The organism is Hyphomicrobium sp. MC8b (assembly GCF_905067615.1).
Classification (GTDB): domain Bacteria; phylum Pseudomonadota; class Alphaproteobacteria; order Rhizobiales; family Hyphomicrobiaceae; genus Hyphomicrobium_B.
Map to the genome: position 1 here is coordinate 3,280,340 of NZ_LR898465.1, position 26,355 is coordinate 3,306,694.

The 26,355-nt window shown below is 55.9% G+C and carries 21 protein-coding genes; 16 read left to right on the forward strand and 5 right to left on the reverse strand.

All coding sequences use genetic code 11. The features are described 5' to 3' along the window. From ACLB1Z_RS15895 to ACLB1Z_RS15920, 6 genes are all read left to right on the forward strand, one after another. Nucleotides 1-204 (forward strand): hypothetical protein, encoded by a 204-nt coding sequence (locus tag ACLB1Z_RS15895; protein ID WP_409560705.1) that lies wholly within the window; start codon nucleotides 1-3, stop codon nucleotides 202-204. Nucleotides 205-559: 355 nt separating this feature from the next. After that, complete coding sequence (locus tag ACLB1Z_RS15900) at nucleotides 560-1,123, forward strand: TetR/AcrR family transcriptional regulator (protein WP_409560706.1); 564 nt, start codon at nucleotides 560-562, stop codon at nucleotides 1,121-1,123. A 306-nt stretch (nucleotides 1,124-1,429) separates the two neighbouring features. Further along, on the forward strand, nucleotides 1,430-2,566 hold the full coding sequence (locus ACLB1Z_RS15905) for an efflux RND transporter periplasmic adaptor subunit (RefSeq protein ID WP_409560707.1): 1,137 nt from the start codon (nucleotides 1,430-1,432) through the stop codon (nucleotides 2,564-2,566). Beyond that, nucleotides 2,566-5,631 carry an efflux RND transporter permease subunit gene (locus ACLB1Z_RS15910; RefSeq protein WP_409563290.1) on the forward strand — a complete coding sequence of 1,022 codons (3,066 nt, stop codon included), beginning with the start codon at nucleotides 2,566-2,568 and terminating at the stop codon, nucleotides 5,629-5,631. Before ACLB1Z_RS15905 ends, ACLB1Z_RS15910 begins: the two co-directional genes overlap by 1 nt. Before the next feature lie 32 nt (nucleotides 5,632-5,663). Continuing rightward, nucleotides 5,664-6,248, forward strand: a complete 585-nt coding sequence (locus ACLB1Z_RS15915) for a TetR/AcrR family transcriptional regulator (protein ID WP_409560708.1) — start codon at nucleotides 5,664-5,666, stop codon at nucleotides 6,246-6,248. A 76-nt stretch (nucleotides 6,249-6,324) separates the two neighbouring features. After that, nucleotides 6,325-7,173, forward strand: a complete 849-nt coding sequence (locus ACLB1Z_RS15920) for an alpha/beta fold hydrolase (RefSeq protein ID WP_409560709.1) — start codon at nucleotides 6,325-6,327, stop codon at nucleotides 7,171-7,173. A gap of 65 nt (nucleotides 7,174-7,238) precedes the next feature. On the opposite strand, the gene ACLB1Z_RS15925 is transcribed toward ACLB1Z_RS15920, so the two are convergent. Next, complete coding sequence (locus ACLB1Z_RS15925; protein WP_409560710.1) at nucleotides 7,239-8,234, reverse strand: GlxA family transcriptional regulator; 996 nt, start codon at nucleotides 8,232-8,234, stop codon at nucleotides 7,239-7,241. 154 nt (nucleotides 8,235-8,388) lie between these two features. Between ACLB1Z_RS15925 and ACLB1Z_RS15930 the strand changes: the two genes are divergently transcribed. After that, a complete protein-coding gene (locus ACLB1Z_RS15930; protein WP_409560711.1) occupies nucleotides 8,389-9,045 on the forward strand; it encodes an HD domain-containing protein in 657 nt (218 codons plus the stop codon). Between the two features lie 228 nt (nucleotides 9,046-9,273). Here the strand turns inward: ACLB1Z_RS15930 and ACLB1Z_RS15935 are convergent, their stop codons facing one another. Together ACLB1Z_RS15935 and ACLB1Z_RS15940 are read right to left on the reverse strand one after the other, a co-directional pair. Then, entirely contained in the window at nucleotides 9,274-11,226 is a 1,953-nt protein-coding gene (locus ACLB1Z_RS15935; protein WP_409560712.1) for a PAS domain S-box protein, read from the reverse strand. A 362-nt stretch (nucleotides 11,227-11,588) separates the two neighbouring features. Next, on the reverse strand, nucleotides 11,589-12,029 hold the full coding sequence (locus ACLB1Z_RS15940) for a c-type cytochrome (protein WP_409563291.1): 441 nt from the start codon (nucleotides 12,027-12,029) through the stop codon (nucleotides 11,589-11,591). 325 nt (nucleotides 12,030-12,354) lie between these two features. Here ACLB1Z_RS15940 and ACLB1Z_RS15945 point away from each other — a divergent pair, with 325 nt between their 5' ends. The 9 genes from ACLB1Z_RS15945 to ACLB1Z_RS15985 all read left to right on the forward strand — a co-directional run bounded on the left by ACLB1Z_RS15945 (nucleotide 12,355) and on the right by ACLB1Z_RS15985 (nucleotide 23,511). Further along, the gene (locus ACLB1Z_RS15945; protein ID WP_409560713.1) at nucleotides 12,355-13,455 is read left to right on the forward strand and encodes an HlyD family secretion protein; all 1,101 of its coding nucleotides are present in this window, start codon (nucleotides 12,355-12,357) and stop codon (nucleotides 13,453-13,455) included. Continuing rightward, nucleotides 13,452-16,208: a ribosome-associated ATPase/putative transporter RbbA gene (rbbA, locus tag ACLB1Z_RS15950; RefSeq protein WP_409563292.1), complete on the forward strand. Its 2,757-nt coding sequence runs from the start codon at nucleotides 13,452-13,454 to the stop codon at nucleotides 16,206-16,208. Before ACLB1Z_RS15945 ends, rbbA begins: the two co-directional genes overlap by 4 nt. Nucleotides 16,209-16,214: 6 nt before the next feature. Continuing rightward, the gene (locus tag ACLB1Z_RS15955; protein WP_409560714.1) at nucleotides 16,215-17,342 is read left to right on the forward strand and encodes an ABC transporter permease; all 1,128 of its coding nucleotides are present in this window, start codon (nucleotides 16,215-16,217) and stop codon (nucleotides 17,340-17,342) included. A gap of 286 nt (nucleotides 17,343-17,628) precedes the next feature. Then, nucleotides 17,629-18,615, forward strand: coding sequence for an ABC transporter substrate-binding protein (locus ACLB1Z_RS15960; protein ID WP_013948669.1), 987 nt, complete (start codon nucleotides 17,629-17,631; stop codon nucleotides 18,613-18,615). Then, on the forward strand, nucleotides 18,602-19,636 hold the full coding sequence (locus tag ACLB1Z_RS15965) for an ABC transporter permease (protein WP_409560715.1): 1,035 nt from the start codon (nucleotides 18,602-18,604) through the stop codon (nucleotides 19,634-19,636). The genes ACLB1Z_RS15960 and ACLB1Z_RS15965 overlap by 14 nt, the downstream gene beginning before the upstream one ends. Before the next feature lie 5 nt (nucleotides 19,637-19,641). After that, nucleotides 19,642-20,568: an ABC transporter ATP-binding protein gene (locus ACLB1Z_RS15970; RefSeq protein ID WP_409560716.1), complete on the forward strand. Its 927-nt coding sequence runs from the start codon at nucleotides 19,642-19,644 to the stop codon at nucleotides 20,566-20,568. An 85-nt stretch (nucleotides 20,569-20,653) separates the two neighbouring features. After that, on the forward strand, nucleotides 20,654-22,033 hold the full coding sequence (glnT, locus tag ACLB1Z_RS15975) for a type III glutamate--ammonia ligase (RefSeq protein ID WP_409560717.1): 1,380 nt from the start codon (nucleotides 20,654-20,656) through the stop codon (nucleotides 22,031-22,033). Nucleotides 22,034-22,076: 43 nt separating this feature from the next. Continuing rightward, nucleotides 22,077-22,667: a nickel-responsive transcriptional regulator NikR gene (gene nikR, locus ACLB1Z_RS15980; RefSeq protein ID WP_409560718.1), complete on the forward strand. Its 591-nt coding sequence runs from the start codon at nucleotides 22,077-22,079 to the stop codon at nucleotides 22,665-22,667. A gap of 55 nt (nucleotides 22,668-22,722) precedes the next feature. Further along, complete coding sequence (locus ACLB1Z_RS15985) at nucleotides 22,723-23,511, forward strand: creatininase family protein (RefSeq protein ID WP_409560719.1); 789 nt, start codon at nucleotides 22,723-22,725, stop codon at nucleotides 23,509-23,511. A 21-nt stretch (nucleotides 23,512-23,532) separates the two neighbouring features. On the opposite strand, the gene ACLB1Z_RS15990 is transcribed toward ACLB1Z_RS15985, so the two are convergent. Continuing rightward, entirely contained in the window at nucleotides 23,533-25,557 is a 2,025-nt protein-coding gene (locus ACLB1Z_RS15990) for a protein-L-isoaspartate(D-aspartate) O-methyltransferase (protein WP_409560720.1), read from the reverse strand. A 94-nt stretch (nucleotides 25,558-25,651) separates the two neighbouring features. After that, on the reverse strand, nucleotides 25,652-26,182 hold the full coding sequence (locus tag ACLB1Z_RS15995) for an Hsp20/alpha crystallin family protein (RefSeq protein WP_409560721.1): 531 nt from the start codon (nucleotides 26,180-26,182) through the stop codon (nucleotides 25,652-25,654). Between the last annotated feature and the right edge of the window lie 173 nt (nucleotides 26,183-26,355).

Consider the following 26,355-nt stretch of genomic DNA (forward strand, 5'->3'; position numbering starts at 1 on the left):
ATGAAAGCTTTGATCCTCGCCACTGTTGCGGCCGCTGCCCTTTCTGCTGGTGCGCTTAGCGCCCAGGCTCTCGAAGAGACCGATCGCGCTATGGGCGCCGGCTCCTATGTCAACCCCAACGGCTCTAAGCAGGGAGCCTGGCAAGCTTCCTCGTCGGCCAAGGTTAGCCATGCTGGCGCGTCCGTGCGGCATAATAAGCGCTAACAGGAGAACGATCGGGGGACCGAGTGGCCACCTCGGTCTCCCCTCGATTTTGGACGCCGCCCAAACAATCCTTGACAATTGCATTTCGATCGACATCTAATACGCAATGACGCTTTGGATAGACATGATGCAACAGGCATTTAGGCCGTTTCTTGAAATGGGTGGATCTGGTCGCGCTGGCGATGGCCTACGAGCCTGGCGGCATACAGGAAGCCTGCGTCACGCGATTGGAAAATGAGATCAGGACGCTTCGGACAAGGTGACTGATCAAGTTACGCCAGCCAATTAAGACAGCTGCACCAACAAAGAAACGTTCAAAACAAGAGGTGAGACCATGCGAGTGTCCCGGGAGGTGATGGCCCAACGACACGACGAAATCATTTCCGAGACGTCGAAAATGCTGCGCCAACGTGGCATCGTCGGTACAAGTCTCGCCGATTTGATGGCGGCGGCCGGCCTGACGCATGGTGGCTTCTATAAGCACTTTGATTCAAAGGATGCGCTTGTCGCCGAGGCGACCGAGCGGATTTTTGCCGAGATCAACGCGCGCTTTCAGGAACGCGTCGAGTCGCAGGGGAGCAAGGCGGCTCTCATCGCTTACGTCACGGATTATCTCACGCTCGGGCATGTCAAAAAGCCCGAAATGGGCTGCCCAATTGCGGCATTCGGCCCAGACGTGAGTCGAGAGCAAGGTGCCATCCGAGGCGTATTCACAAACGGCATCAAGACAAATCTGTCCCTGATCATGGAGGGTTTGTCCTGCCCAGCGGCAGAGCGCAAAGACAAAGCAGTTGAGCTGCTTTCGCTTCTGTCCGGGGCCGTCGCTATGGCCCGCGCGACGGACGATGAAAAGTTGTCCGGCGAAATCATCGCTTCGGCCCGCAAACGCGCAAACCAAATCATCGAAGCCCGTAAATAACGGAAACTTCCTGGCTCGCGGGGCTCCCTCCTACTTCGGGACGCTAATGCGGTTGCCCCCCCCCCCCCGCACGCCTAGTCGCGTCGCGGTAGCCGGCCAGCGTCCGTCATGCCAGACTTTGCCACTTGATAGCCGGACCTCCGCCCTCCGGCTCGCCCCAAGCTGCTCGTCATCCCCCCCCGTCCAAAATAAAAAAGATTATGGCCAGCATCTTTTCCCGCTTGCACTTTTAAGATGTCAAATATAATCTATATTTAGAAATTCGGTTCGAAGGTTAGTGGACCGCCGTCAGGCAGTGAGGTCGTGATGAAAATTCTAGAAACGAACGCCGGACATTCGCATCTGGTCGGCACGTCATTATTGAAAGCATCCGTCGCCGTCGTGGCTTTGACGCTCGTGTCCGTGGGCGTAGCCGCTTGCAAACCGACCGACGCCGATCCGAGGAGCGGCGTTCCACTCGTTCGTGTGGCAACAGTTCACTCGGCAAGCGCCGCCGAACGCGCCTTCACAGGTGTGATTGCGGCAAAGGTGCAGAGCAATCTCGGCTTCCGCGTTGCCGGAAAGATCATCGAACGCCTCGTCGATACCGGGCAGACCGTCAAAGCTGGTCAGCCATTGATGAAGCTCGATCCCGTAGACCTGAAACTCACCATCGTCGCGCAGACAAACGCCATCAATGCGGCCCGCGCCACTGCCATTCAAGCGCGTGCCGATGAGGCGCGGTACAAGAACCTTGTCGGCGAAGGCTGGATCTCTCATCAGCGCTACGAACAGGCGAAGTCTGCGTTGGATAACGCGGAAGCGCAGCTCGCCGCCGCTGAAGCCAATGCGCAACTCGCCCGCAACGCAGAAGATTATTCGGTCCTGACAGCCGACGCTGACGGTGTGGTTATGGAGACGCTTTCAGAACCCGGACAGGTCGTCTCTGCCGGACAAACCGTGGTTCGCCTCGCGCATGCCGGCGCGAGAGAGGCTTCCGTTGATCTTCCCGAAACCGTGCGGCCTGCGATCGGCTCGGAAGCAACCGCTACGCTTTATGGCGATCTCAAGTCTCGCTCGAACGCTCGGCTCCGTCAGCTTTCTGATGCCGCCAATCCCGCGACGCGTACCTATGAAGCGCGATACGTCCTTAGCGGGGCGGCAGCAAATGCTCCTCTCGGTGCGACGGTAACGGTTCACATCCCGCAGTTCAAAGCCAAAGATATCGTCGAAGTGCCTGTGAGCGCGGTGATCGATAACGGTACGTCGTCGGGCGTATGGCTGGTCGATCAGCAGAAGATGGCCGTGAATTTCCGACCGGTGAAGCTCGCCGGCATCGGTGAAGAGAAGGCATTCATCAGCAGCGGCGTAGACGTTGGCGATCAGGTAGTCGCACTGGGCGGTAGACTTCTGCACAACGGCGATAACGTTCGCGTCGAAGGCGAAGAAACGGCATCACGATGATAAGCTTTAATCTCTCCGCCCTCGCGGTCCGCGAACGTGCCATCACGCTGTTTCTCATCATCGCAATGACCTTGGCGGGCGCCTATGCGTTCGACAAGCTCGGCCGAGCCGAAGATCCGCCTTTTACCATCAAAGTTTTGACGGTAACCGCCATGTGGCCCGGCGCGACCGCAAAAGAGATGCAGGATCTCGTTGCCGAGCCTCTCGAAAAGCGCATGCAGGAACTGCGTTGGTATGATCGGGTGGAGACGTTCACGCGCCCTGGCTTGATGCTGATGAAGGTCGAGATGAAGGACCAGACGCCGCCAACCGATATCCCCGAGCAATTCTACCAAGCGCGCAAAAAGCTCGGCGATGAGGCGCTGAAGCTGCCGTCCGGCACAATTGGGCCTTTCATCAACGACGAATACGCCGATGTCACCTTTGCTCTTTATACCGTACAGGGCGATCGGATGCCGCCGCGCCAGTTAACTAGAGAGGCCGAAGCGCTGCGGCAGCGACTGCTCCATGTCGCGGGCGTAAAGAAAGTCGATATCCTCGGCGAGCGGCCAGAACGCATTTATGTCGAGTTTTCGTACGCCAAGCTCGCGACGTTGGGCATCAGCGCCCGGACGATCTTTGATGCGCTCAATCGCCAGAACGTCGTTACGGCCGCAGGTTCCGTCGACACCAACGGTCCGCAAGTGTTTGTCCGCGTCGAAGGTGCATATGACGATCTTCAAAAGATTGCCGACACGCCAATCGTGGCCGGCGGCCGCGTTCTGAAGCTCTCCGACGTCGCAGAGGTGAAGCGCGGCTACGAGGATCCAGCCACCTTTTTGATCCGACATAACGGCGATCCGGCGATGGTGCTAGGCGTCGTCATGCAAGACGGATGGAATGGCCTGGATCTGGGCAAAGCACTCGACGAAGAAGAAGCGAAGATTGCGAAATCTTTGCCCGCCGGATTGTCCTTAAACAAGATTATCGATCAGGCTGAAAACATCCGAGAATCCATTGACGAGTTCATGCTGAAGTTCGTCGTCGCTTTGGCGGTGGTGATGATCGTCAGCCTTCTGAGCCTTGGATGGCGCGTCGGCATCGTTGTGGCGGCGGCCGTACCTTTGACGCTCGCGGCAGTCTTCGTGATTATGATGATCACCGGCAGAAACTTCGATCGCATTACGCTCGGCGCGCTCATCCTGGCTCTTGGTCTTCTCGTCGATGACGCCATCATCGCTATCGAAACGATGGTCGTGAAGCTCGAAGAAGGCTACGAGCGCACAAAAGCGGCGGCCTACGCCTGGAGCCACACGGCAGCGCCGATGCTTTCGGGAACGCTCGTCACCGTCATCGGCCTGATGCCAGTCGGGTTTGCGAGGTCAACGGCAGGCGAATATGCGGGCAATATTTTCTGGATTGTCGCCTTCGCCCTCATCACTTCGTGGATCGTGGCCGTAGCCTTCACGCCTTACCTCGGTGTGAAAATGCTGCCGAACATTAAGCCCATCCAAGGTGGACACACCGCGATTTATTCAACTCCGAACTATGAGCGCTTCAGACGAGCGGTAAGCTGGGCGGTGCGTCGCAAGTATATCGTGGCGGGCTTCGTCGTCCTGCTCTTTGTTGCGGCTGGTGTGGGCATGGCTGGGGTAAAACAGCAGTTTTTCCCAAGCTCCGATCGACGTGAGTTGCTTGTCGAAGTGCAGATGCCCGAAGGCTCAAGCATCGAAGTGACGAGCGCGGCCGTCGCGAAAGTCGAGGCTTGGCTAAAAACGCAGCCCGAAACGAGGAATATCGTCTCCTTCATCGGACAAGGCGCTGCACGCTTCTTCCTCGCCTATGATCCGGAACTGCCGGACCCATCATTCGCGAAAATCGTCGTCCTGACACCAAGCTCGGAAGCACGAGATGAACTGAAGCTGCGCATTCGTCAGAAGATTGCCGAGGGACTGGCACCCGAGGCACGCGTTCGCGCAACGCAATTCGTGTTCGGACCGCCGTCACCCTTCCCGGTCGCTTTCCGCGTCATGGGGCCAGACCTCGATAAGCTGAGAGCAATCTCACAAAAAGTGGTCGCGATCATGCGTGCCAATCCGCATACGCGTGATGTGAACACCGACTGGACCGAAAGAACACCGTCCGTTCGTTTCACGGTTGATCAAGATCGGCTTCGTTTGATCGGATTATCACCGAGCGACGTCGCCCAGCAGCTGCAGTTCCTGCTGACCGGCGTGACTGTGACCGGGGTCCGAGAAGATATCCGCACGGTGCAAGTCGTTGCCCGCAGCGCCGGTCCGGACAGGCTGGATCCGACCAAACTCGGCAATCTTGTCCTGCAAAACGATAGCGGCCAATTGGTGCCGCTCAGTCAGGTTGGCCACATCGAGATTGTGCAAGAGGATCCGATCCTGAAGCGGCGTGACCGCACGCCGACGATTACGGTGCAGAGCGACATCGACGAGTCGATGCAGCCGCCGCCGGTATCGTTGGAAATTCAAAAAGCCTTGCAGCCACTGATTGCCTCTCTTCCCGATGGCTATCGGATCGAGATGGGCGGCAACATCGAAGAGGCGACGAAAGCCAACGACGCGCTGGTCCCCGTGTTTCCAATCATGATCGCACTGACAATGATCGTGATCATCTTCCAGGTGAGATCGTTCGCGGCAATGTGGCTTGTCTTGGCGACCGCGCCGCTTGGACTGATCGGTGTGGTGCCGACGCTGCTGATCTTCAACCAGCCCTTCGGCTTCAACGCCATCCTCGGTTTGATCGGGCTCTCCGGTATCTTGATGCGCAACACGTTGATCCTGATCGAGCAGATCAAGACCAACAAGGATGAAGGCCTCGATGATTATCATGCGGTGGTTGAGGCCACCGTCCAGAGATCACGCCCCGTTGTCCTCACCGCTTTGGCTGCCGTGCTCGCCTTCATTCCACTGACGACATCGGTCTTTTGGGGCTCGATGGCCTACACACTGATAGGCGGGACGGCGGTCGGAACATTCCTGATCCTACTCTTTCTGCCTGCGCTTTACGCGATTTGGTTCCGCGTCCGTGCGACTGAAGTCACAGCAGTGGCGTGACCGAACAAGAGCAAGAACAAAGGAGAAATGCCGTGCGACTCTCGCGCGAGATCAAAGCTCGACACCATGAAGAGATCACAGCCGTAGCGTCGAGGATGCTGCGGGAACGGGGCATCGAGCGCACCAGTGTCGTCGACCTCATGCATGCGGCCGGGCTTACGCATGGCGGGTTTTACCGCCACTTCAAATCGAAGGACGAGCTTGTAGCCTCATCGGCAACGAAGGCGTTCGAGGAAGTCGTCGAACGCTTTGAAAGAAAGGCGGAGGAGGCTGGGCCGCGTGCGGCGCTCACGGCGTACGTGCTCGACTATTTATCCGATACGCACCGCGACGATCCCACTGTGGGCTGCATGATCTCGGCGTGCGGCGCAGAAGCATCAAGACAAAGCGACGTCGTTCGCGGCGCCTTCACGTCCGGGATCTGTCAGCTCATTGAGCTTGTCTCAGACGGATTGTCCTGCCCAAAGGAAATGCGCACTGAACGCGCCATCGAGCTCGGAGGGCTGATGCTCGGAGCCCTCGTCATGGCGCGGGCGAGCAACGATGTGCAGCTATCGGAAAAAGTCCTCGCAGACGCAAAACGCCGCGCGCTTCAGATCATCGACCAGAAGGATTGAGATCTCAGAGCGTAAGTCTTCGCAAGCGTCATTTAACCTGAACGAAATCTTACAGATCAATATAGGAGATACCATTATGGCGACCGCCAGCGTATCCGCACCAAGCCTTCTTAAGGTCTCGGACAAGCTCAGCATGCGATTCCAAAAGATTGGTGAAGGCCCACCCTTGGTTCTCGTGCATACGATCCGAACGCAACTTGAATACTTTCGTGAGTTAGCGCCAACTCTCGCCAAGTCTTACACCGTTTACGCTATTGATCTGCCCGGGCACGGCCGCTCGCCCATCGACCCCAACGCAAGATTGGATGAACCCTATATGAGAGAAGCCGTTATCGGCTTCATTGAATTGCTCAACCTCACAGACGTTACGCTTGTTGGCGAGTCCATCGGAGGTGCACTTGCGCTGACTGTTGCAGCCTCGATACCGCAGCGGATCAAGCGCGTATATTCGATCAACCCTTACGATTACGAAACCCGTTACGGCGATGGCATCCGGCGCGGAAACTGGTTCTCGAACTTCATCATCGGCAGTTTGCAAATCCCTGTACTGGGGGCGTTCAACGCGTCGTTGGAGAACAAGGTCGTGCTCAAGAAGATCATGGACGGCGGCTATCACGATCCAAAAAAATTTCCTGCCGATTTGTTGGTCGAATTCGATCAAGTTGCCCACCTACCAGGATATAAGCGCGCTGCGCGCAAAGTGCTGGCCGGCTGGCGATCCTGGAGCAAAGCGCGAGACCTTTATCGCGGCATCAGCGCACCGGTTACCTTGATTTACGGTGACACTGACTGGTCTCATACTGTCGAAAGGGATCGGACGCGTTCGCTAATCCCACAGGCAAACTTGATCACTCTTAAAGACACTGGCCACTTCTCAGCGGTCGAAAATCCCGGCGATCTGGCGCGCATCATCTTGGCGGATTAGCAGAGCGAGAGGAAGAGTTGGTGACTCAAAAAGTGATGCCGCCCCCTTACTCGAGCGTTGCGAATTCAAGATCTTGCGTCAACCAGTCTTCTTCGGTGCACATAGCGGAAGCTCTCTCGATAGCGTTGAGGGCTTACGCCTAGCCGACGCTGAAAAGCAGCACGCATCTGCTCGGGGCCTCCAAACCCGCAAGCAAAAGCCACCGATTTCAGTGCAAGGTCGGTTGCTTCGAGGAGATTGCGCGCATGGTCGAGGCGCACGGCTTCGACGTAATCGTGAGGAGTTATCTTGAGGTCTTTGACGAATAGCCGGGCTATCGAGCGAGGACTTGTACCAGCTATTTGCGCCAGGCGCGCAACCGATAGTGGCTCTCCAATGTGACTGAGCACGTATGCTTGGACCTTACCAAGGGCTGATCGCGGATCGCTGCGCGGCTGCAGCAAGGGGCTGAACTGCGACTGACCGCCTTGGCGCTGCGTCACAACCACCAGACGCTTTGCGCAGGAAAGAGCGACTGAAGCCCCGTAGTCTTCGCTCACAAGTTCGAGTGCAAGATCAATTCCGGCGGTGACGCCGGCGGACGTTACCAACGCGCCATCGCGCAAAAAAATACGATCATGCTCGATCCGCGCTTTGGGGAAGTCTGCTTCGAGCTTGGCAGCATTTTGCCAATGGGTTGTAACCGTCCGCCCGTCTAAGAGACCCGCTCGGCCGAGCGCGAAAGCGCCGGTGCAGATTGACCCATACCGCACCGCTCTCTTGCACCAAGTGCGAAGCCACTTTGACACAGCGGTATCGTCTTCGGCATTTGGAAGCGTCGGGCCGCCAGCAACAAGAACCGTGTGAAATTTCCGTGCGGCTTGCGCAAACGTCTTATGCACGCCAATCAGCATGCCATTGGAGGCGCGCAGCGAACCCCGCTGGCCTGCAACGACTATGCAATCATAACCTTCGCCTTTGCTAAGAAATGCATTTGCCTCGGCAAAGACGTCGAGCGGCCCGGCTACGTCCAATGCTTGCACACCTTCATGGATAACGAGTGCAACCTGTTTCTTTGCCATTCAGCCCAACTTCCCTTGTCAGCTTCCTCTCAGGGCGTCGGCAGAATATCGTCGGAATTTGGCAGTTTTTCAATGAACGTTACGATTGCTGCCATGCCGCCGAACGGGGCAATAACATCCTCAGAAATATAGAGATGAGGAAGGGCTTCAAACCATGTCGGATAAGCTGGAAACCACGAGCATTGAAGGCGTCAAGGTGCCCGACAGCAAGCTCGGCAGAGCTATAACTGAGTTCGTCCGCGACACTGAAAGCGACCTACTCTTCAATCATTCCAGCCGCGTCTACTTCTTTGCTGCCATTGCCGGCGGGCAGCGAGAGCTTACCTTCAATTCTGAGCTTCTCTACGCTGCCGCAATGTTTCATGACGTCGGCCTCATGCCCAAACACAGCAGCTCGAATCTTCGTTTCGAAGTGGACGGAGCTAATGCGGCTCGCGAGTTTCTCAGGAGCTATAATGTCGATCCGTCCGACATAGAAAAAGTCTGGACGGCCATTGCGCTGCATACGACACCGGGCGTGCCTGAGTTCATGCATCCAATCGTTGCACTGACGACCGCAGGTGTCGAAATGGATGTTCTAGGCTTGACCTATGGGCAATATTCCAATGGCACCCGAGAGGCTGTGGTGAACGCCTATCCGCGCACGCCTCATTTTAAGGAAGATATCATTCAAGCCTTCTACGACGGCATCAAACACAAGCCTGACACGACATTTGGCAACGTCAAGGCTGATGTCATTGCCGACAAGGTGCCTCACTTCCATCGAGGGAACTTCTGCTCGGCGATCCGCGAGTCACGCTGGAAGGCTTGATATCCAAAATGGCGGTGCGGAGGATTCTTTTCTTATCGTCTAGCGACTTGCGAGCCATTACATTGAAGCACGCTATCCCACAGTTTGACGAATATATTTGGATCGACCGGACGAGCGCGGTGAGACCCATCGAGGGCATTAAACTCGAAGGCATGCTCGAGACTTACTCATTCGAGCTTTAGCTGCCATCGTCTCCGGCAGAGCAAATATGCTTAAAAAACACGCTGGTCACAGGCAGTCTCGAAGCGCCTGCGCGAGGTCTGCCTGCCTATACGGTTTGCGGAGCACATGAAACGTATCATTGGTGCTATTAAGCTCGGATGCGAACTCCGAGTCGTACCCTGAGGTCAGTAAGATCTTCGTAACGGAACTCGCGACGCGGGCCCGGGAGCCAAGTTCATAGCCGCTCATGCCCCCCGGCATCACCACATCGCTGAAGAGAATATCGAAGCTTTTCTCGGAAAGTTTTTGCAGCGCGCAGGCGCCGGAATCGGCTTCCTCAACGGTATATCCCAATCTTCGAATTCGCTCGGCCACCAGCTGTCGTAGTTCAGGGTTATCTTCGACAACAAGAACCTTTAAGTTGGCAGGAGGGATAGCGTGTTTTTCTGTTGCTTGCAGATCTCGCCGCGCTTCCATCGCCACGCGTGGCAGATAGAGATTGACCACGGTCCCCTTTCCAAGTTCGCTATAGATGGTGACATTACCGCCTGACTGTTTGACAAAGCCGTGAATGCTTGAAAGCCCGAGACCTGTACCTTTACCGGTACCCTTGGTCGTGAAGAACGGCTCGAAGGCGCGCTTCACGATTTCCGGTGACATTCCCTCGCCATTGTCGGCCACTGTTATACGTATGTAATCCCCCGCCGGGATGCCGTATTCTTCGAGAACGTCATCGGATGTCAGCTGGAGATTAGCTGTCTCGATGCTCACACGGCCACCATGCCTCATGGCGTCTCGGGCGTTGACCGAGAGATTGAGGATCGCATTCTCAATTTCGCTGGGATCGACGCACACCATCCAGAGATCTTGTGCGAAGTTCGTCGATAGCGAGACGGTTTCTCCCAGGGCCCTTTCGAGCATTTCAACCATCGAGGTGATGTAGGTGTTGAGCTGGAGAACGGCCGGCTCCAGTTTTCTCTGACGGGAAAAGCTCAGCAGGCGGCGCGTCAGACGCGCCCCCATTTCCCCAGCTTCTAGCGCTCGCCGGCAGTAATCGTGTTTCTCTGCAACATCGGAGGTTTCGAAAACTTGCTCAAGGTTTCCGAGGACAATCGTCAGGATGTTGTTGAAATCATGCGCGACACCGCCCGTCAGTTGGCCGAGCGCATCAAGCCGTTGTGACCGGTGGAGTGCCTCCGTCTGCGCAACCTGCTTGGTCAAATCGCGGAAGGAACGCATATGCCCGAGGATCTGTCCATTGCGGGCGGTGACAGAGGTTGCAACGACCTCGGCCGGAAAAACCTTTCCGTCTTTGCGGCGGCAGTTAACCGCCAGTGGATCGAGGCCCGTCGAGCCCGCGAGAGAGGCTCTCCAGACCCGCTCAAAGTCATAGTCGGTCTCATAGAGGAGCCGGGAGCTCTGGCCCACGAGCTCGGCTTCATCGTAGCCAAAAACAGATTTTACGGCAGGATTTGCGAGAAAAATCCGCCGGCCACTGTCCGTCAGAACGAGCGCGCGGGGTGTATCCTTGATGATGGCCTCGAAAAGCACTTGCTGGCGTTCGCTTTCTTCTTGTACGCGCCTCTCCATGGTGAGATCACGCACGATGCCCGCAAAATGCGCCTTGCCGTCGATCTGATATTCACTGACCGAGAGATGCATGGGGAAGGTCGAGCCATCCCGTCGCCGCCCAAAAACCTCGCGTCCGATGCCGATAATCTTGCGACGGCCCGTATGACGGTACTGCCGGAGATAGTCGTCGTGCCGCTCCGAATCGGGTGCCGGCATCAGCATGCTGACATTCGCGCCGATTAGCTCTGCGTTCGTATAACCGAACAGTCTTGCAGCCGCCGGGTTGACACTCGTGATGAGGCCCAGACCATCGATAGCAATAATTGCATCGATTGCGGACTGAAATACCGCTGCAAGATGATCGAGTGATGCCTCCGGGGCAGGGTCGTCAGCAGCAATTGGCGACATAGGAAAAGGCCCAAGTGCCGAAAAAATGAACGCCGCCAATTCTGATCTGGCGCAAGCTTACGTCAAGAGCAAAATTTGCACTTCGGCCGTGGCGGCAGTCGTAAATGCCGGAACTTCAATGGAGTAAGCGACATTAGGGGCGATCCGCGCACCAATCGCCTGCGAGGGAGGAAATAAAAAGAGGATCGCGGAGGGGCGAGATCCTCGAACTTTTTGGCGCAGTGAATTTGAGATGATTTGGTGGGGGAACCTTACCATCTCTAGCGCTCTCGGTGCTGCGAGTTGGCGACAGCGCCCGGGTCGACGGTAGAGATCGTAACAGTCACCGTCGCACATTCGCAAACGGCAAAGGCCCAGCGTTTAGTCTCATTTCTGCAGCTTCGCTTGTCTTGCTCAGACAGCTATTTCTTCTGGAGGGCTTCGATATAGTTTTTGAGGTTGATGACAGCGATGCGCGAATAGGCGGCGCCGACCTTTCCACCCTCGCCTTCAATGCTAAAGATCATGCCCCAAATTGGCATGGCGCTCGTACCATGTCCCGAGATATCGCCTCCATAGCGGATAATCTCGACGATACGCTGTGCATCAAATTTTCCGTTAGCACGTTTGCTTAGCGTGGTTAGATCTGCCGGCTTTAAGGTCAGAACGCTGGCCATAGGTCCGTCTCCCGCGCCATCATCGCCATGGCACTGAGCACAGTGGTGAAGAAAAAGTTCTCGCCCTGTGGGAACTTCAGCCTCCCCAATCGGCGCGGAGACGGCAACGGTACTGGCGACACACAGCATAGCAAACGCGCCAGCAATCCCAGGGACCGTGAATCGGCTTTGGTTTAAACTGATCATTGCTGCGATACCCAAAAAGACGCCTCCAAGATTAGACGCATAAACAAATGACCCTAGGCGGCGGCTCAAACGTTGACGAGTATCAAGCAAAGAGAATTATCGTAGCGTTGGCCGGAGGGGTGGCAGAGAAAATTTGTTCCAAGTCAACGCTCTCATCCATGGGCAAGGTTAAGCGTCGACTTGAAATGGCTAAGGGGCAAGTGAGCATGTCGGGCACACGCACCTCGTAGCCAATGTTTATTTGGAAATGCTCGTGCCGACAGACGAGAACAATGGCCCAGCAAACGCGTTCTAACCGTGCATTGAGCCAAGTGAGCAATCCATCATGCAATCCGAGCAAAATGCAGAGAAAAAAGCAATTGCTCTGAAAGAACTGCCGCCGTCTCATGGACAGCTCGTTCCCGTAACAGCAAAATTACCCGTTCCAGCAGGGAACATCTCGACGGGCCCATTCGGCCGCTGGCGGAAGATGCTGGCAGTTCTCGCCGTCATCATGGCCATAGGCGGCGCTGGTTATTGGTGGATGCACAGGGTGCCTCCGCTTCCTCCTGGGATCGTAATGGGTAATGGGCGAATTGAAGCCGACCCGATTGACATAGCGACAAAATTTGCCGGGCGGGTTCTTGAATTGCGCGTCGACGAGGGCGCCAGGGTAACAGCTGGGCAAGTTCTTGCCGTCATGGATACGCGCGACCTCGATGCGTCGCTTAAAAAAGCAGAAGCTCAGGCAGAACAGGCAAAGAAGAGCATCAGCGAGGCAAAGGCGCTCCTCAATCAGCAGCATACTCAAGTCGTGCTCGCGCAGCAGGAGATGGACCGCGCCGAGTCGTTGTTAAAATCCGGCTGGGTCACGAAGCAGACCTATGATCAGCGCCAGCAGACGCTCAACTCGTCCAAAGCCGGAGAACTCGCGGCCCAGGCACGCGTCACCGAGGCAGAGCATGCGCTGGACGCAGCCAATCATGACGCCGAACTCTATCGGGTGAATATTGCGGATAATACCCTCGTTGCACCGCGAGACGGCCGGATTGCTTATCGCATCGCCAATACGGGAGAGGTCCTCGCGGCTGGAGGCAAAGTCTTCACTATGCTGGACTTCGGTTACGTTTACATGGACGTATATCTTCCAACACTCGAGGCCGGGAAAGTCAGAATCGGCGAGGACGCCCGCATCGTGCTCGATGCATATCCAGACCATCCCATTCCCGCGAACGTGACGTTTATTGCTGATCAGGCGCAATTTACACCAAAAATGGTCGAGACGCAGACTGAACGAGACAAGCTGATGTTCCGGGTGCGCGTGCGTATCGATCCTGAGCGCTCGGAAGCTCATGCGGACTACGTCCGGAGCGGTTTACCGGGAGTCGCTTACGTTCGAACCGACACCAAGACTGAGTGGCCGGAACGCCTGAAAGCTGGATCATGACGATGGCGGACGGGGCAGCAGTTGCTCGTCTCGAACGCGTGACCCACAGATATGGCGGCATCCTCGCGCTCGACGACCTAACAATCGAGATTCCGGCCGGCCAAATGGTCGGCCTTATCGGACCGGACGGCGTCGGTAAATCGACGTTGCTTGCGCTAGTCTCGGGCGCGCGCATGCTTCAATCGGGGCACGTCACGGTGTTGAACGCGGATATGTCCAAGGCCGTGGACCGCGAGGCAGTTTGTCCGCATATCGCGTACATGCCGCAGGGCCTCGGCAAGAACCTCTATCCCGATCTCAGCGTGCGCGAAAACATCGAATTTTTTGCCCGGCTCTTCGGTCAGGGGCGGCGCCAGCGCGAAGAACGCATCCCCAAGCTTCTCGACAGCACGGGCCTCGGACCTTTCGCCGATCGGCCGGCGCAAAAACTTTCGGGCGGCATGCGCCAGAAGCTTGGGCTCTGCTGCTCGCTCATTCACGATCCAGATCTTTTGATACTCGATGAGCCGACGACAGGCGTCGATCCGCTATCGCGGCGGCAATTCTGGGAGCTTATCCAGCGGATGCGCGAGCATCGCGGGGGCATGAGCGTCTTAGTTGCAACAGCCTATATGGAGGAAGCCGAGCGCTTCGATTGGCTGATCGCGATGAATGCCGGGAAGATCCTTACGGTGGGATCCCCAAGCGACATCAAAGAGAGAACCGGCGCGGGCGCAATCGAGGAAGCCTTCATTGACCTGCTTCCTCCGGAGGCGAAGTTGGACCATCGCACTCCGACGATCCCGCCGCGTCAGAGCATTGCCGATGGTGCGGTGATCGTCGCCCGTAATCTCACACGCCGGTTCGGCGACTTCACTGCGGTTGACCACGTAAGCTTCGATATAGAGCGTGGGGAGATTTTCGGGTTCGTCGGGTCGAATGGTTGCGGCAAATCTACGACGATGAAAATGCTCACGGGTCTCCTGCCCTCGACCGAAGGCAGCGCGATGCTTTTCGGCGAACCCGTCAACGCGGACGAAATAAGTTCTCGCATGCGCGTCGGTTACATGTCGCAATCGTTTTCGCTTTATGGCGAATTGACCGTCCGTCAGAATCTCGAGCTACATGCCCGACTGTTTCATCTTCCGGCTGGATCGATCGAGGGACGGATTGCTTACCTCGTCCGGCGCTTTGGCCTGTCAGAGCACCTGAATAAACTGGCGGAAGATCTTCCGCTTGGAATCCGTCAGCGGCTGTCGCTCGCGGTGGCCGTGGTTCATGAGCCGGAGCTTCTCATTCTCGATGAACCGACATCGGGCGTAGATCCGATCGCGAGAGACCAGTTCTGGGAATTGCTGATCGAGCTGTCGAGAAAGAATGGTGTGACGATCTTCGTCTCGACTCACTTCATGAACGAAGCAGCGCGATGCGACCGTATCTCTCTTATGGACGCGGGACGCGTTTTGGCAACAGACACTCCAGCCAAACTGATCGAAGCGCGTCACGCGACGACACTCGAAGATGCCTTTATTTCATACCTCGAGGAATCGGCTTCGTCACGATCGCAGCCCTCCGGGTCAGAGACGATCCTCGATGTCGGACAAAAAGGGGATAGTTCAACCGCTTCACCGGGCGTATCCAGAATCTTTTCGGTGCGGCGCATGTTGGCTTACACCATAAGAGAGTCGCTCGAGCTGCTTCGCGACCCGATCCGGTTGAGCTTCGCTCTTCTCGGTACGGCGTTTCTAATGCTGATTTTTGGTTTCGGCATCACGACCGATGTCAACTCACTGTCGTTCGCCGCTCTCGATCGAGACAATAGTTTTGAAAGCCGCGCTTATCTCAGTGAGCTGCGAGGCTCGCGCTATTTCATCGAGCAAGAGCCCTTCAGGAATGAGGATGAGTTGCAGAGCCGGCTAAAAAGCGGCACGGTTACGGCGACGATCGAGATTCCGCCGGGCTTCGGGCGCGATATACGACGCGGGAGGCCAACCGAGGTTGGCGTTTGGATTGACGGCGCGATGCCGTTCAGAGCCGAAACTATTCACGGCTATATTGAGGGCGTGCACCAGCAGTTCCTTTCCGATCCCGCAATCCGAGGTCACGTTGGCCTTGCGGATACGGACACGCCCGCGGATATAGAGATCCGCTTTCGCTACAATCAGGACTTCGATAGCATTTATGCGATGGTCCCCTCGACGATCGCAATGCAACTCGCGCTGATCCCAGCGATTTTGATGGCGCTCGCTATCGTCCGCGAGAAGGAGCTGGGTTCCATAACCAATCTTTACGTGACTCCGGTAACGCGGCTTGAGTTCCTGATTGGAAAGCAGCTTCCGTACATCGCGGTAGCAATGCTCAATTTCTTCATACTCTTTCTGATGGCCATCTTTATTTTTGATGTGCCGCTCAAGGGAAGCTTTTTGGCACTGCTGGTTGGATCGCTCATCTATGTTACCGCGACGACGGGCTATGGGATGGTCATCTCCTCCTTCACCGGAACGCAAATTGCGGCCTTGTTCGGGACTTCTATTTTGACTGTCCTGCCAGCGACGATGTTTTCCGGCATGATGACGCCCGTTTCGTCGATCACCGGTTTTGGAGCGATACTGGGCCGTCTTTTTCCGATGACCTATTTCGTCCCGATCAGTGTGGGGGCTTTTACGAAGGGGCTAGGGTTCCCCGATCTTGCGCGATACATCGCAACACTTGCGCTTTTCGTTCCCGCCTTAACCTCAATCAGCCTGTTCCTTCTGCGTAAGCAAGAAAAGTGATCGGCCATGCGTAAGCTTTCTAATATTTATTGGCTTGGAGTGAAAGAGTTACGCAGCTTCTTCCGCGATTGGGTCCTACTCGCGCTCGTCATATATTCGTTCTCTATCGCTGTAATGGCGCAGGCCCAGAGCAACTCACAGGAACTGCACAACGCTTCGATCGCCATTGTGGACGAGGATCATTCGGATCTCTCTTGGCGTATCGCGGGCGCTTTTCTGCCGCCCTATTTCAAAACGCCGCAATATGTTGAAGAGCGCGACGTCGACCGGCTTATGAACACAGGGCGCTACACGTTCGTCATCGACATTCCGCCCCGATTCGAAAGCGATGTCCTTGGAGGGCGTAAGCCGGCCTTGCAGGTTAATGTGGACGCAACCGCGATGGTCCAGGCGGGCATCGGCTCAAGCTATGCGGAGCAGATCATCTCGACCGAGATCAATAAATTTGTTTCTCGAATTGAGGATGTTCCCCCACTCGCCGTCACGCTCTCGGTACGAATAGCCTTCAATCCTAATGTTACGACAGCTTGGTTCACTGCCGTAATGGGTATTATCAGTTCCGTGAATATGCTCGCGATCATCCTCGCGGGGGCGGCCGTCGTGCGTGAGCGTGAGCACGGAACGCTCGATCATCTTCTCGTCATGCCGCTGACGCCATTTGAAATTGCCATGTCCAAAGTGTGGGCGAACGCCGTGGTTATCACGATTGCAGTCGGGCTCTCGTTGTTTTTTGTCGTGCAGAGACTGCTGCACATTCCCATCGCAGGTTCCATACCGCTGTTTATGTGCGGCGTGATGATCTATTTGTTTTTCTCGACGGCGGTCGGGATCTTTCTTGCAACGATCGCACGTACGATGCCTCAACTCGGCCTGCTTTACATTCTCGTTGCTGTGCCGCTGAACTTGCTATCCGGCGCCAACACCCCGCTCGAAAGCATGCCTCCGTTCCTGCGCACCATCATGCAGGTATCACCGTCGACTCATTTTGTGGCGTTCGCACAGGCGATCCTTTATCGAGGCGCCGGTTTCGACGTGGTTTGGCCGAGATTTGTTGCTGTTGGCGCGATCGGTGGAATTTTCTTATTTTTGGCGCTTCTTCGGTTTCGTCGAGTTATGGCTATCGCGGGGCCTTAGTCTCCGCAGCCCTTCTTTTCAATTAATCCATTATAGGAAGATTGGAGCCGGAACGTCTGCCACGTTCGGTATCGGGTCCGTCACTTTCCAGCGTGATGTTAGGATGGATGCTGCGCAGTCTTTTGGCGTGTCGACCGTCGATTGGGCAAATCCAAGCGTAGATCGCCTCTCTTATACCCTCAAAACACCGATGCTATGCGCGCCGTCTCAATGGCACGCCGCTTGCTAATGACCGGTATTACGAAACAACATTTTCGTAATATCGCCTTTGCGCAGGAGGTTGAGAATGGCGCGTCGATTACGCATCCGTGAACTCGCAGTCTTGGCAGTTTCAATGTTCGCAGTATCTGCGGCAAACGCCTGGGCAGAACCTTTGAAAATTGGCTACAGCGATTGGCCTGGCTGGGTGGCGTGGCAGGTCGCAATTGACAAAGGATGGTTCAAAGAAGCCGGTGTCGACGTCGATTTCGAATGGTTCGACTACGTGCCATCGATGGACGCATTTTCTGCTGGGAAGCTCGACGGCGTGACGGTGACGAATGGCGATGCACTCGTCATGGGTGGATCGGGCACCAAGAACACGATGATCATGCTGACTGATTACTCCAACGGCAATGACATGATTGTTGGAGTTCCAGGAATTAAGTCGCTGAAGGACCTCAAGGGGAAAAAAGTCGGGATCGAAGTTGGCTTCGTCGAGCACTTACTGCTGCTGAACGGCCTTGAGAAAAACGGCATGACGGAATCGGATGTCACGCTCGTCAACACCAAGACAAATGAGACACCTCAAACCCTTGCTTCCGGCGAGGTTTCCGCGATTGGCGCATGGCAGCCGAACTCAGGCCAGGCGATGAAGCAAGTACCGGGATCGACGCCAATCTATACGTCGGCCGACGAACCCGGCCTGATCTACGACGTCATCACTGTAAACCCGACGAGTCTGGCGACCCGAAAAGCGGATTGGGAAAAAGTCATTAAGGTCTGGGATCGGGTTGTTAAATACATCAACGATCCCGCGACGGTCGATGATGCAGCGAAAATCATGGCCGCACGAGTTGGCCTGAAGCCAGAGGAATACAAACCTCTGATCGCCGGAACAAAACTGCTCGATGTGGCGGCCGCAAAAAAGGTCTTTGTGAAAGCCAAAGGCTTCGGATCGCTTTACGGCTCGTCCGAAATCGCTAACGACTTCAACACGAAATACGCTGTCTACAAGGACAAGCTCGACGTCGACAGCTTCATCGATCCATCGCTCACCAATGCACAGCCCTAACGTCGGTGTCGTCGCCGCTCCTGCCGTTACGGCGGGGGCGGCGACACAACAGCGTACGTCGACGCGGCGCTGGTTTGTGGTCGGACGCCCCCTTTCTCCCACGTCGCGCGTCACGCTCGGCATCCTGTCGTTCGTATTGCCAGTGCTCCTCTGGTGTGTCGTCAGTTATGTGCCGTTCGTTTGGCATCCACTGGTCGTCGTCACGCAACCCGGCGGTGTGAGTTATTTCAGGCCCGGCATGCGGGTTCAGCAAGACGCATTCGATCAGCAGGCTGCGGCTATGGAGAAAGCCGGTCTAGCGAAACCTGAGGGCAATCCGGCAAATCCGGTTTATCTTCCGGCGCCGCATGAAGTCGCGATCGCGATGTTCACGGCGTTCTCAACACCTCCTCAGACGCGAGACGGTCAATGGCTGCACGAAAGCCTTTGGCACAGCATCACGATCATTTTCTGGGGATTTCTAATCTCATCCCTCATCGGCGTCCCGCTCGGCGTATTGTGCGGTGCCTATTCCGGCATCTCACGGCTGATCGAGCCGTTCACTGAGTTCGTTCGCTATCTTCCGGCACCCGCATTCGGAGCTCTGGCTGTTGCGATCCTGGGTATCTATGACGGCCCGAAGATCGCAATCATCGTTATCGGAACTTTATTCCAGCAGATTCTGATTATCGCGAATACGACTAGAAAACTCGACTTCGGATTGATCGAAGCTGCGCTGACACTCGGCGCTAAAGGCCGAGCAATCCTGACGCGCGTCGTCGTTCCCGGCATCATGCCGGACCTCTATCGCGACCAACGAATCCTGCTTGGGTGGGCGTGGACATATCTCATCGTCGCGGAATTGATCGGCACCTCTTCCGGAATAACCTGGTTCATCACGCAGCAGGCGCGATACCAGCATTTCGCCAACGTCTACGCCGCCATCATCATGATCGGCATCATCGGCCTCGGCGTCGACATGGTGCTCGCGCGGATCGGACGGCGTCTTTTCCCCTGGGACCAAGCAACGAAGCGGAGTTAGCGCTGATGCAGGACATGAGTTCGCTTCCGGTACTCGAGCAATCGCTGGCGGTGCACGATCGATTCCAGCGGCTCAAAGCGCGCGACATTATTCTGGAGGTGCGCAATCTCAGCAAAACGTTTTTCAGCAATGGCAAAACAACGACGGCGCTGAGCGACATCAATTTCACGACGTATCGTAGGGAATTTGTTTGCGTCGTGGGCGCATCCGGATGCGGAAAATCCACCCTTATCCGGATCATCGCCGGACTCGACCAGCAAACTTCGGGTGACGTACTGCTCGACAACAAACCTGTGATCGGTCCCGGCAGTGACCGTGGAATGGTTTTTCAGGGGTACACCCTCTTTCCGTGGCTGACGGTGAAGAAAAACGTCATGTTCGGATTGGAGATGTCTTACGACGGCAAGCGGGATCCGGAGACTTCTGCTCTGCAGTGGCTCGATTTGATCGGCCTTTCGAAGTTCGCCAATCACTATCCGCACCAGCTTTCGGGCGGCATGAAACAACGCGTGGCGATTGCCCGATCGCTGGCAAATCAGCCTCGCATTCTGTTAATGGACGAGCCGTTCGGTGCACTCGACGCGCAGACGCGCAGCCGTATGCAAAGGCACCTGATGGAGATCTGGCGCAAGATCGATATCACCATCGTCTTCGTCACCCACGATCTCGACGAAGCTATTCTCCTCGCAGACCGCATCCTGGTGCTGAAGCCGCACCCGGGTGAAGTTATCGAACTGATGGAAGTGCCAGTGCCACGTTCGCGCACGCCCGAAGATTTGGCGTCGCCCAGTTACGTCGCGGCGAAAGCCCGGTTGGAAATGCTCATTCATGGCAGCCAGCATGCTGCGACCGGCAGCGATAACGAAGCGGCATCCGACGAACCGTTTCCAACTTTCACGCGACTGACGGACGTCTCAGACACCATTGACTAGAGACAGCTCAAATTCGCGGAGCGGTTAGAGAAGCCATCCGCCGACGCAACCTGCATCAAACAATCACCAGTATGAGGAAAAAACGATGAATGAACATACCCCAGTCGGCGCGGCGTCAGCGCTTGACGAAACGTACCAGCGACTGAAGGCTCAGGGCGTCAAATATTGTATCGGCGCTTATGTCGATATTCACGGCGTGCCGAAAGGCAAGGTCGTCCCGATCGAGCATTTGAAGCATATGGCGAAAGGTTCAGAACTCTACACGGGATATGCGCTTGATGGACTAGGTCAGGAGCCGAACGAAGATGAGTTTGCTTCGGTCCCTGATTTTAATGGCGTCATCCAACTCCCCTGGGAGCCAAAGCTCGCATGGGCGCCAGCGGATCTCACGTTCCACGGCAAGCCCTATCCACTCAGCACTCGCGTCGCACTGAAAAACCAGCTCGCAATAGCCGCAGACATGGGATTCGGCTTCAACCTCGGGATTGAATGCGAGATCTATCTGCTGAAGAAAAATGCGGATGGCAGCCTGTCGATCCCAGATCCCGACGACAAGCTCGCCAAGCCTTGCTACGATGTGCAAGGCTTCGTGAATGCCTTCGGTTGGCTCGATAAGGTTGCGTCGTGCATCAACGATCTCGGTTGGGATCTCTATTCGTTCGACCATGAGGATGCCAACGGTCAATTCGAATTTGATTTCACATATTCGGACGCCCTCACGACCTGCGATCGTCTCACCTTTTTCCGCTTTATGGCGAAGCACTACGCTAAAGAAGAAGGTCTCATCGCGACGATGATGCCGAAACCCTTCGCAAACAGAACTGGATGCGGCGCCCATTTCAACATGTCGCTTTCCGATCTCGCGACCGGGACAAATGTTTTTTCCTGCAAGCCGGAGGATGATCCGCGAGGCCTTGGCTTGACTGAAACGGGCTATCACTTCATTGGCGGAATCCTGCGTCATGGACGCGCCCTGTGCGCGGCGTATGCGCCGACGGTCAATAGCTACAAGCGACTCGTCCGCCAAGGAGCGATGGGAACATTCTCGTGGGCGCCGGTCTTCAACTCTTACGGCTCAAACAACCGAACGAATTCATTACGTGTCCCGATGGGCGGCGGCCGATGCGAGTCACGAAACGCCGACGGCGCGGTGAATCCTTACCTCGCGGCCACGCTTGCCTTGGCAGCCGGCCTCAAAGGCGTTCGCGAGAAGATGGATCCTGGCGAGCCGAACGAAGATAACCTCTACGCAATTTCGGAATCCGAGCGTTCAGCGCGCGGCATTCAGTTCCTCCCTCAGAACTTGCAAGACGCGGTTGCCGCATTCGCCAACGATCCCTTCGTGGAGGAAACGCTTGGCAAGGAACTTCGCGACGAGTTCGTAAAATACAAAACGGCCGAATGGGAAAGCTACCATCTGTCGATCAGCAGCTGGGAGACCGAGCGCTACAGCCATCTCTTCTGAGCATCGATCCTCCGGCATGATAAAGTGATTCCAACTCGATAATTTGCTGTCCGCATTTTTTCATGCGGAGGCGCCCATGCCGGAGGATCCGATGTCTGTAGAAACAACGAGTAACCTCGTCGCTAGGATGAGCGTGTCGTTGCCGGAGGAACAGCTGTCGGAGCTCGATGCCGTCGTTAAAGCGAAGGGTTACGCAAGCCGATCGCAGGCCATCAGCGATATGCTGCACAATTGGCTGGTTGAGCACAAACGTGAGTCCGGGAGCGAAGTTATGGTCGGTACGATCACGCTTTTTTACGACAACACGGTTCGCGGCTTGCAGAAAAAGCTCGCAGATTTGCAATACGAAAACATTGCGGAGGTTATCAGCTCCCTTCACGTGCACTTGGCGGGAAATCAGACGCTGGAAGTTATTCTCGTGCAGGGGCCAGCCGTGAAGCTGCAGGAACTCACGGACGAGTTGAGTACGCTTCGCGGCATTATCTTCGGCCGAATGCAGTTGGCGGCTGCGATCATTCCGCAGCTCCATCCCCTTCCAGATGTGCCTCTTCATATCAAGAAGAGTATGAAATCATCTGCCGGGGGCAACGACGAAAAAAAGCGTACGTCATTCAAGGTTCGGAAGCATCGCTAGGAGCGATGGCACTCAATCGGGTGCCTAACAAACACATGCTTACTCGGGAAACGTCATGAATTGGGCCGATAAGACCTGGACTGAATTACCGGCTGACTTAGCTGATAGCCACGGGGTCGCAATTCTGCCGGTCGGAGCGACGGAACAACATGGTCCGCACCTCGGCACAGGAATGGATTTTATTCTCGGAGAAAAGCTCTGTCGGGTGGTCAGCGAGCGAACGCGCGTTCCGGTTCTCCCCACGCTTCCATACGGATGCTCTCTTGGGCATAGCTGGAGATGGCCTGGGACGATTGCGCTACAGCCCATCACATTGATCACCTTAGTCAAAGAAATTGGCGATTGGGCTTACCACAGCGGAGTTCGCCGTCTCTTTATTGTCAACAGTCACGTTACGAATGCAGCGCCATTGCGCTGTGCTCTCGAAATGCTGCGAGCAGATCACGATGATCTGATGGTTGCGGTTATCAACACCGCGACAATCAGCGAACGCGTGCGTGACGCGCATTTTTCCGATGCACAGGATTGGCATGCCAATGCTGCCGAGACGGCTCTTATGCTTGCGATCGCGCCGGAAATCGTGCGTGCTGAACTTGTCCCAACGTCAGATGATCCGGATCGCACGGACCACCTCGTCTTTGCGCATCCCGTAAACAGAACGAGCGAAAACGGTGTCACTGGCAAACCGAGCCTGGCGACTGTAGAGGATGGACAAAAGCTTTTTAGCTGGATGGTGGATGACCTTTCTGAGATTATTGAGAAAGGCAAGCGTGAAGCACCGCCGCTGGATCACTCCTATTTTCATCGTGCAGACCTTGTGAAGCCGACGTCGGCCAATAAGTGACGCTGCCGCGGACGATGTCCGCTAAAGCCCGAATGGGTAAGTCTCGGGCATGCCTTCGAGTTCAATGCCCTTGATGGGTTTCACAGCGCTCGTCCGGTCGATCCAAATATACTCGTCAAACTGTCGGGGCAGCGTGGCTTCAAAGTAATGGCTCGCAAGTTCGCTATCGGGCCGGTAGATAACTCCAATGGCGCGCTCCAGCAGCGGCCTCATCAATTTCTCGCGCAGCGCACCGTTTTCCCTGAGCGAGAGCATCAATCCCGGCGCGTTGCTCAAATGGAAGAGACGTTCATAGCTCTGGGCGTGGGCCGGACGCACATTCATGACTTCCATCGGCGCGTCCCAGTTCGATGCCGCCGCCACCGTACCGTCATTCGTACCGAACCCGATGCTGAAACAAGCCACGCCAAAGGCGCGACGGCACAGCTGGCCGATATTGTATTCACCCCGCTGGCTCATCTCTGTGGCCGAGGCGTCACCGATATGCGAATTATGCGCCCATATGACCGCCTTCGAGTGAGCGCCATGATGGACCAATAGCTGATTGAGCGTCTCGAACATATGACTGTCGCGCAGGTTCCAGGATGCGCGCGAACCATAGTACATCGTGCGATAGTAGCGTTCTGCGTTAGCTATTAGACGGGCATTCTGCGCCGCATCGAAATAGCGCTCGCCATCCTGCATCATATAGTCTTGTTGATTTCGCAGTACGTCAACGAGAACACGGGACACGTCTTTTTCGCATTTTCGGTATTCGCCCGTCAGCGCCGCCCTACCATAAGCAGCTGGATCCGCCTCCCACGGGCTAAGACAGCCATAGCGCTCACGCGCGATCACGGCGAGTTCGGGATCAACGCTGTCGAGATACTCCAAGACAACGCGAACGGAATTGTAGAGACTATAGAGATCAAGGCCATAGAAGGCCGCACGCGTTTCGAAGGCTCGCGTCTCATTATTCTTGTGAAGCCAGTCGACGAAGCTTTTCGTCTCCGCGTTACGCCACATCCAAGTGGGAAATCGCGCAAATGCTGTCCAATCTGACGGCGGCACATCACGGTGGCGAACATAGTGATCGATGCGCGCAGCATCCGGCCAGTCGGCCTCGACGGCAACGAATTTGAATTTCTTGTCTTCGATGAGACGCTGCGTTATCCGCGCACGCATGCGGTAAAATTCGGAAGTCCCGTGACTTGCCTCGCCGATGAGAACGACGCGCGCATCGCCGATGCGTTCGATGAGTGGGTTGAGGTCCGCGTCATGGAGATGTGTGAAAATCTCGCCTTCCTTGGCGATCATCGAGGGCACCGAAACGCTGACAGCCGGCCGTGCGCGGACCACCCGAGGCGGCTTCACGCGCCAATCATCCTCAGGGCTTTCCCATCCGTCTTTGCCGATCAGGGGCACGAAGCGCACATCAGCGATATCCTCGCGCTCAAATTCCTCTTCGGCTACGCGCGTAATTCTCACAAGCTCCTGCGAACGTGGGTTATCGCCAATAGGAGCGATCAGACAGCCTCCGATTTTAAGCTCGTGACGAAGCGCCGCCGTGATATTTGGCACGCCCTCCGAGACGAGGATCGCATCGAACGGCGCATACTCAGGCCATCCCTGCGTACCATCACCATGACGCACGTGCACGCTATGTGTCCGCGCCCGCTGAAGATTATCCCGCGCTCTCGCGGCAAGCTCTCCGATACGCTCGATCGTATAAACCTCGCCGGCGATATGGGCCAGAACGGCGGTTGCATAGCCCGATCCCGTGCCAATCTCGAGGACGCGCTCGCCGCCGCGAAGTCGAAGGGCTTCGATCATGAACCCGACGATATAAGGCTGCGAAATTGTCTGGCCGCATCCAATCGGGAGCGGAGTATCATCGTAAGCCTTTTCCGCAAGTTCGCGCGGAACGAAGAGCTCGCGGGGCACATGCCTCATGGCTTCAAGCACGAGAGCGTCACGGACGCCACGGCTTTCTATCTGGCTTGCAACAAACTGATGCCGCTCTTCCGCGGAAGATTCCGATTTCCTCTGCAACAACGCTTTAGGCATGGATGAAACTCCATGAATATACCCTAAGCCCATCCGAAATTTGGATTTCACACTCCCCGCCGGGATGCGCACCCCGGCGGGAGGTGGCGCTGCTTTATGCGGCTTTGACCGCGATCTTTTTCTCGGCTGTCTTGGCCTCGCTCGTCTTTGGCAGCGTTACGGTCAGGACGCCCTTCTTAAAGTTTGCCTCAATCTTTCCGGTATCGACACCTTCCGGAACGCTGAAGCGGCGCTCGAACGAACCATACCGACGCTCGGAGAGAAAATAATCCTTCTTCTTCTCCTCTTTCTCTTCCTTCTTCTCCCCTTTGATGGTCAGCATTCCATTGGCGAACTTTACATCGATATTGTTCTCATCAAGGCCCGGAAGCTCAGCGGTGATCTCGTAAGCTGTGTCTTTATCGACGATGTCGACAGGCGGCGTAGACACAAAGCTCAGTTCCCGTCGCAATAATGGCTCAATACCGAGGCGTGAGCCGCGGAACGGCGATCGCAAGAAACCTCGGTCAAACTCTTCGATAAGATCCTCGAACTGATGGCGAATATTTTCGAGCGGCCACCACTCGCGGCTCGATGTAGGTTCTCTCTGAGATTTTACCGGAAGTTTTACTGCAGGTTCTGCCATGGCACAAAACTCCTTGTTGATCGATACTCAACGATCATCTTTAGGCAGATCAAACGCAGATGCCGCGTTGATGAGCGTCAAAAGATGACGATCTAAATTGAACTTCGCTCACTCGAGCATTCCGCGGCAACATTGAGATGCATCAATGAGAGGCGCGGAATAGCAGCAAAAAT

Coding starts and splice junctions, on each gene's coding strand:
- ACLB1Z_RS15895 (WP_409560705.1), top strand. CDS start 1: ATGAAAGCTTTGATCCTCGCCACTGTTGCGGCCGCTGCCCTTTCTGCT.
- ACLB1Z_RS15945 (WP_409560713.1), top strand. CDS start 12,355: ATGCAATCCGAGCAAAATGCAGAGAAAAAAGCAATTGCTCTGAAAGAA.
- ACLB1Z_RS15925 (WP_409560710.1), bottom strand. CDS start 8,234: ATGGCAAAGAAACAGGTTGCACTCGTTATCCATGAAGGTGTGCAAGCA.
- ACLB1Z_RS15900 (WP_409560706.1), top strand. CDS start 560: ATGGCCCAACGACACGACGAAATCATTTCCGAGACGTCGAAAATGCTG.
- ACLB1Z_RS15955 (WP_409560714.1), top strand. CDS start 16,215: ATGCGTAAGCTTTCTAATATTTATTGGCTTGGAGTGAAAGAGTTACGC.
- ACLB1Z_RS15905 (WP_409560707.1), top strand. CDS start 1,430: ATGAAAATTCTAGAAACGAACGCCGGACATTCGCATCTGGTCGGCACG.
- ACLB1Z_RS15940 (WP_409563291.1), bottom strand. CDS start 12,029: ATGATCAGTTTAAACCAAAGCCGATTCACGGTCCCTGGGATTGCTGGC.
- glnT (WP_409560717.1), top strand. CDS start 20,654: ATGAATGAACATACCCCAGTCGGCGCGGCGTCAGCGCTTGACGAAACG.
- ACLB1Z_RS15995 (WP_409560721.1), bottom strand. CDS start 26,182: ATGGCAGAACCTGCAGTAAAACTTCCGGTAAAATCTCAGAGAGAACCT.
- ACLB1Z_RS15985 (WP_409560719.1), top strand. CDS start 22,723: ATGAATTGGGCCGATAAGACCTGGACTGAATTACCGGCTGACTTAGCT.
- ACLB1Z_RS15920 (WP_409560709.1), top strand. CDS start 6,325: ATGGCGACCGCCAGCGTATCCGCACCAAGCCTTCTTAAGGTCTCGGAC.
- rbbA (WP_409563292.1), top strand. CDS start 13,452: ATGACGATGGCGGACGGGGCAGCAGTTGCTCGTCTCGAACGCGTGACC.
- ACLB1Z_RS15990 (WP_409560720.1), bottom strand. CDS start 25,557: ATGCCTAAAGCGTTGTTGCAGAGGAAATCGGAATCTTCCGCGGAAGAG.
- ACLB1Z_RS15930 (WP_409560711.1), top strand. CDS start 8,389: ATGTCGGATAAGCTGGAAACCACGAGCATTGAAGGCGTCAAGGTGCCC.
- ACLB1Z_RS15960 (WP_013948669.1), top strand. CDS start 17,629: ATGGCGCGTCGATTACGCATCCGTGAACTCGCAGTCTTGGCAGTTTCA.
- ACLB1Z_RS15965 (WP_409560715.1), top strand. CDS start 18,602: ATGCACAGCCCTAACGTCGGTGTCGTCGCCGCTCCTGCCGTTACGGCG.
- ACLB1Z_RS15970 (WP_409560716.1), top strand. CDS start 19,642: ATGCAGGACATGAGTTCGCTTCCGGTACTCGAGCAATCGCTGGCGGTG.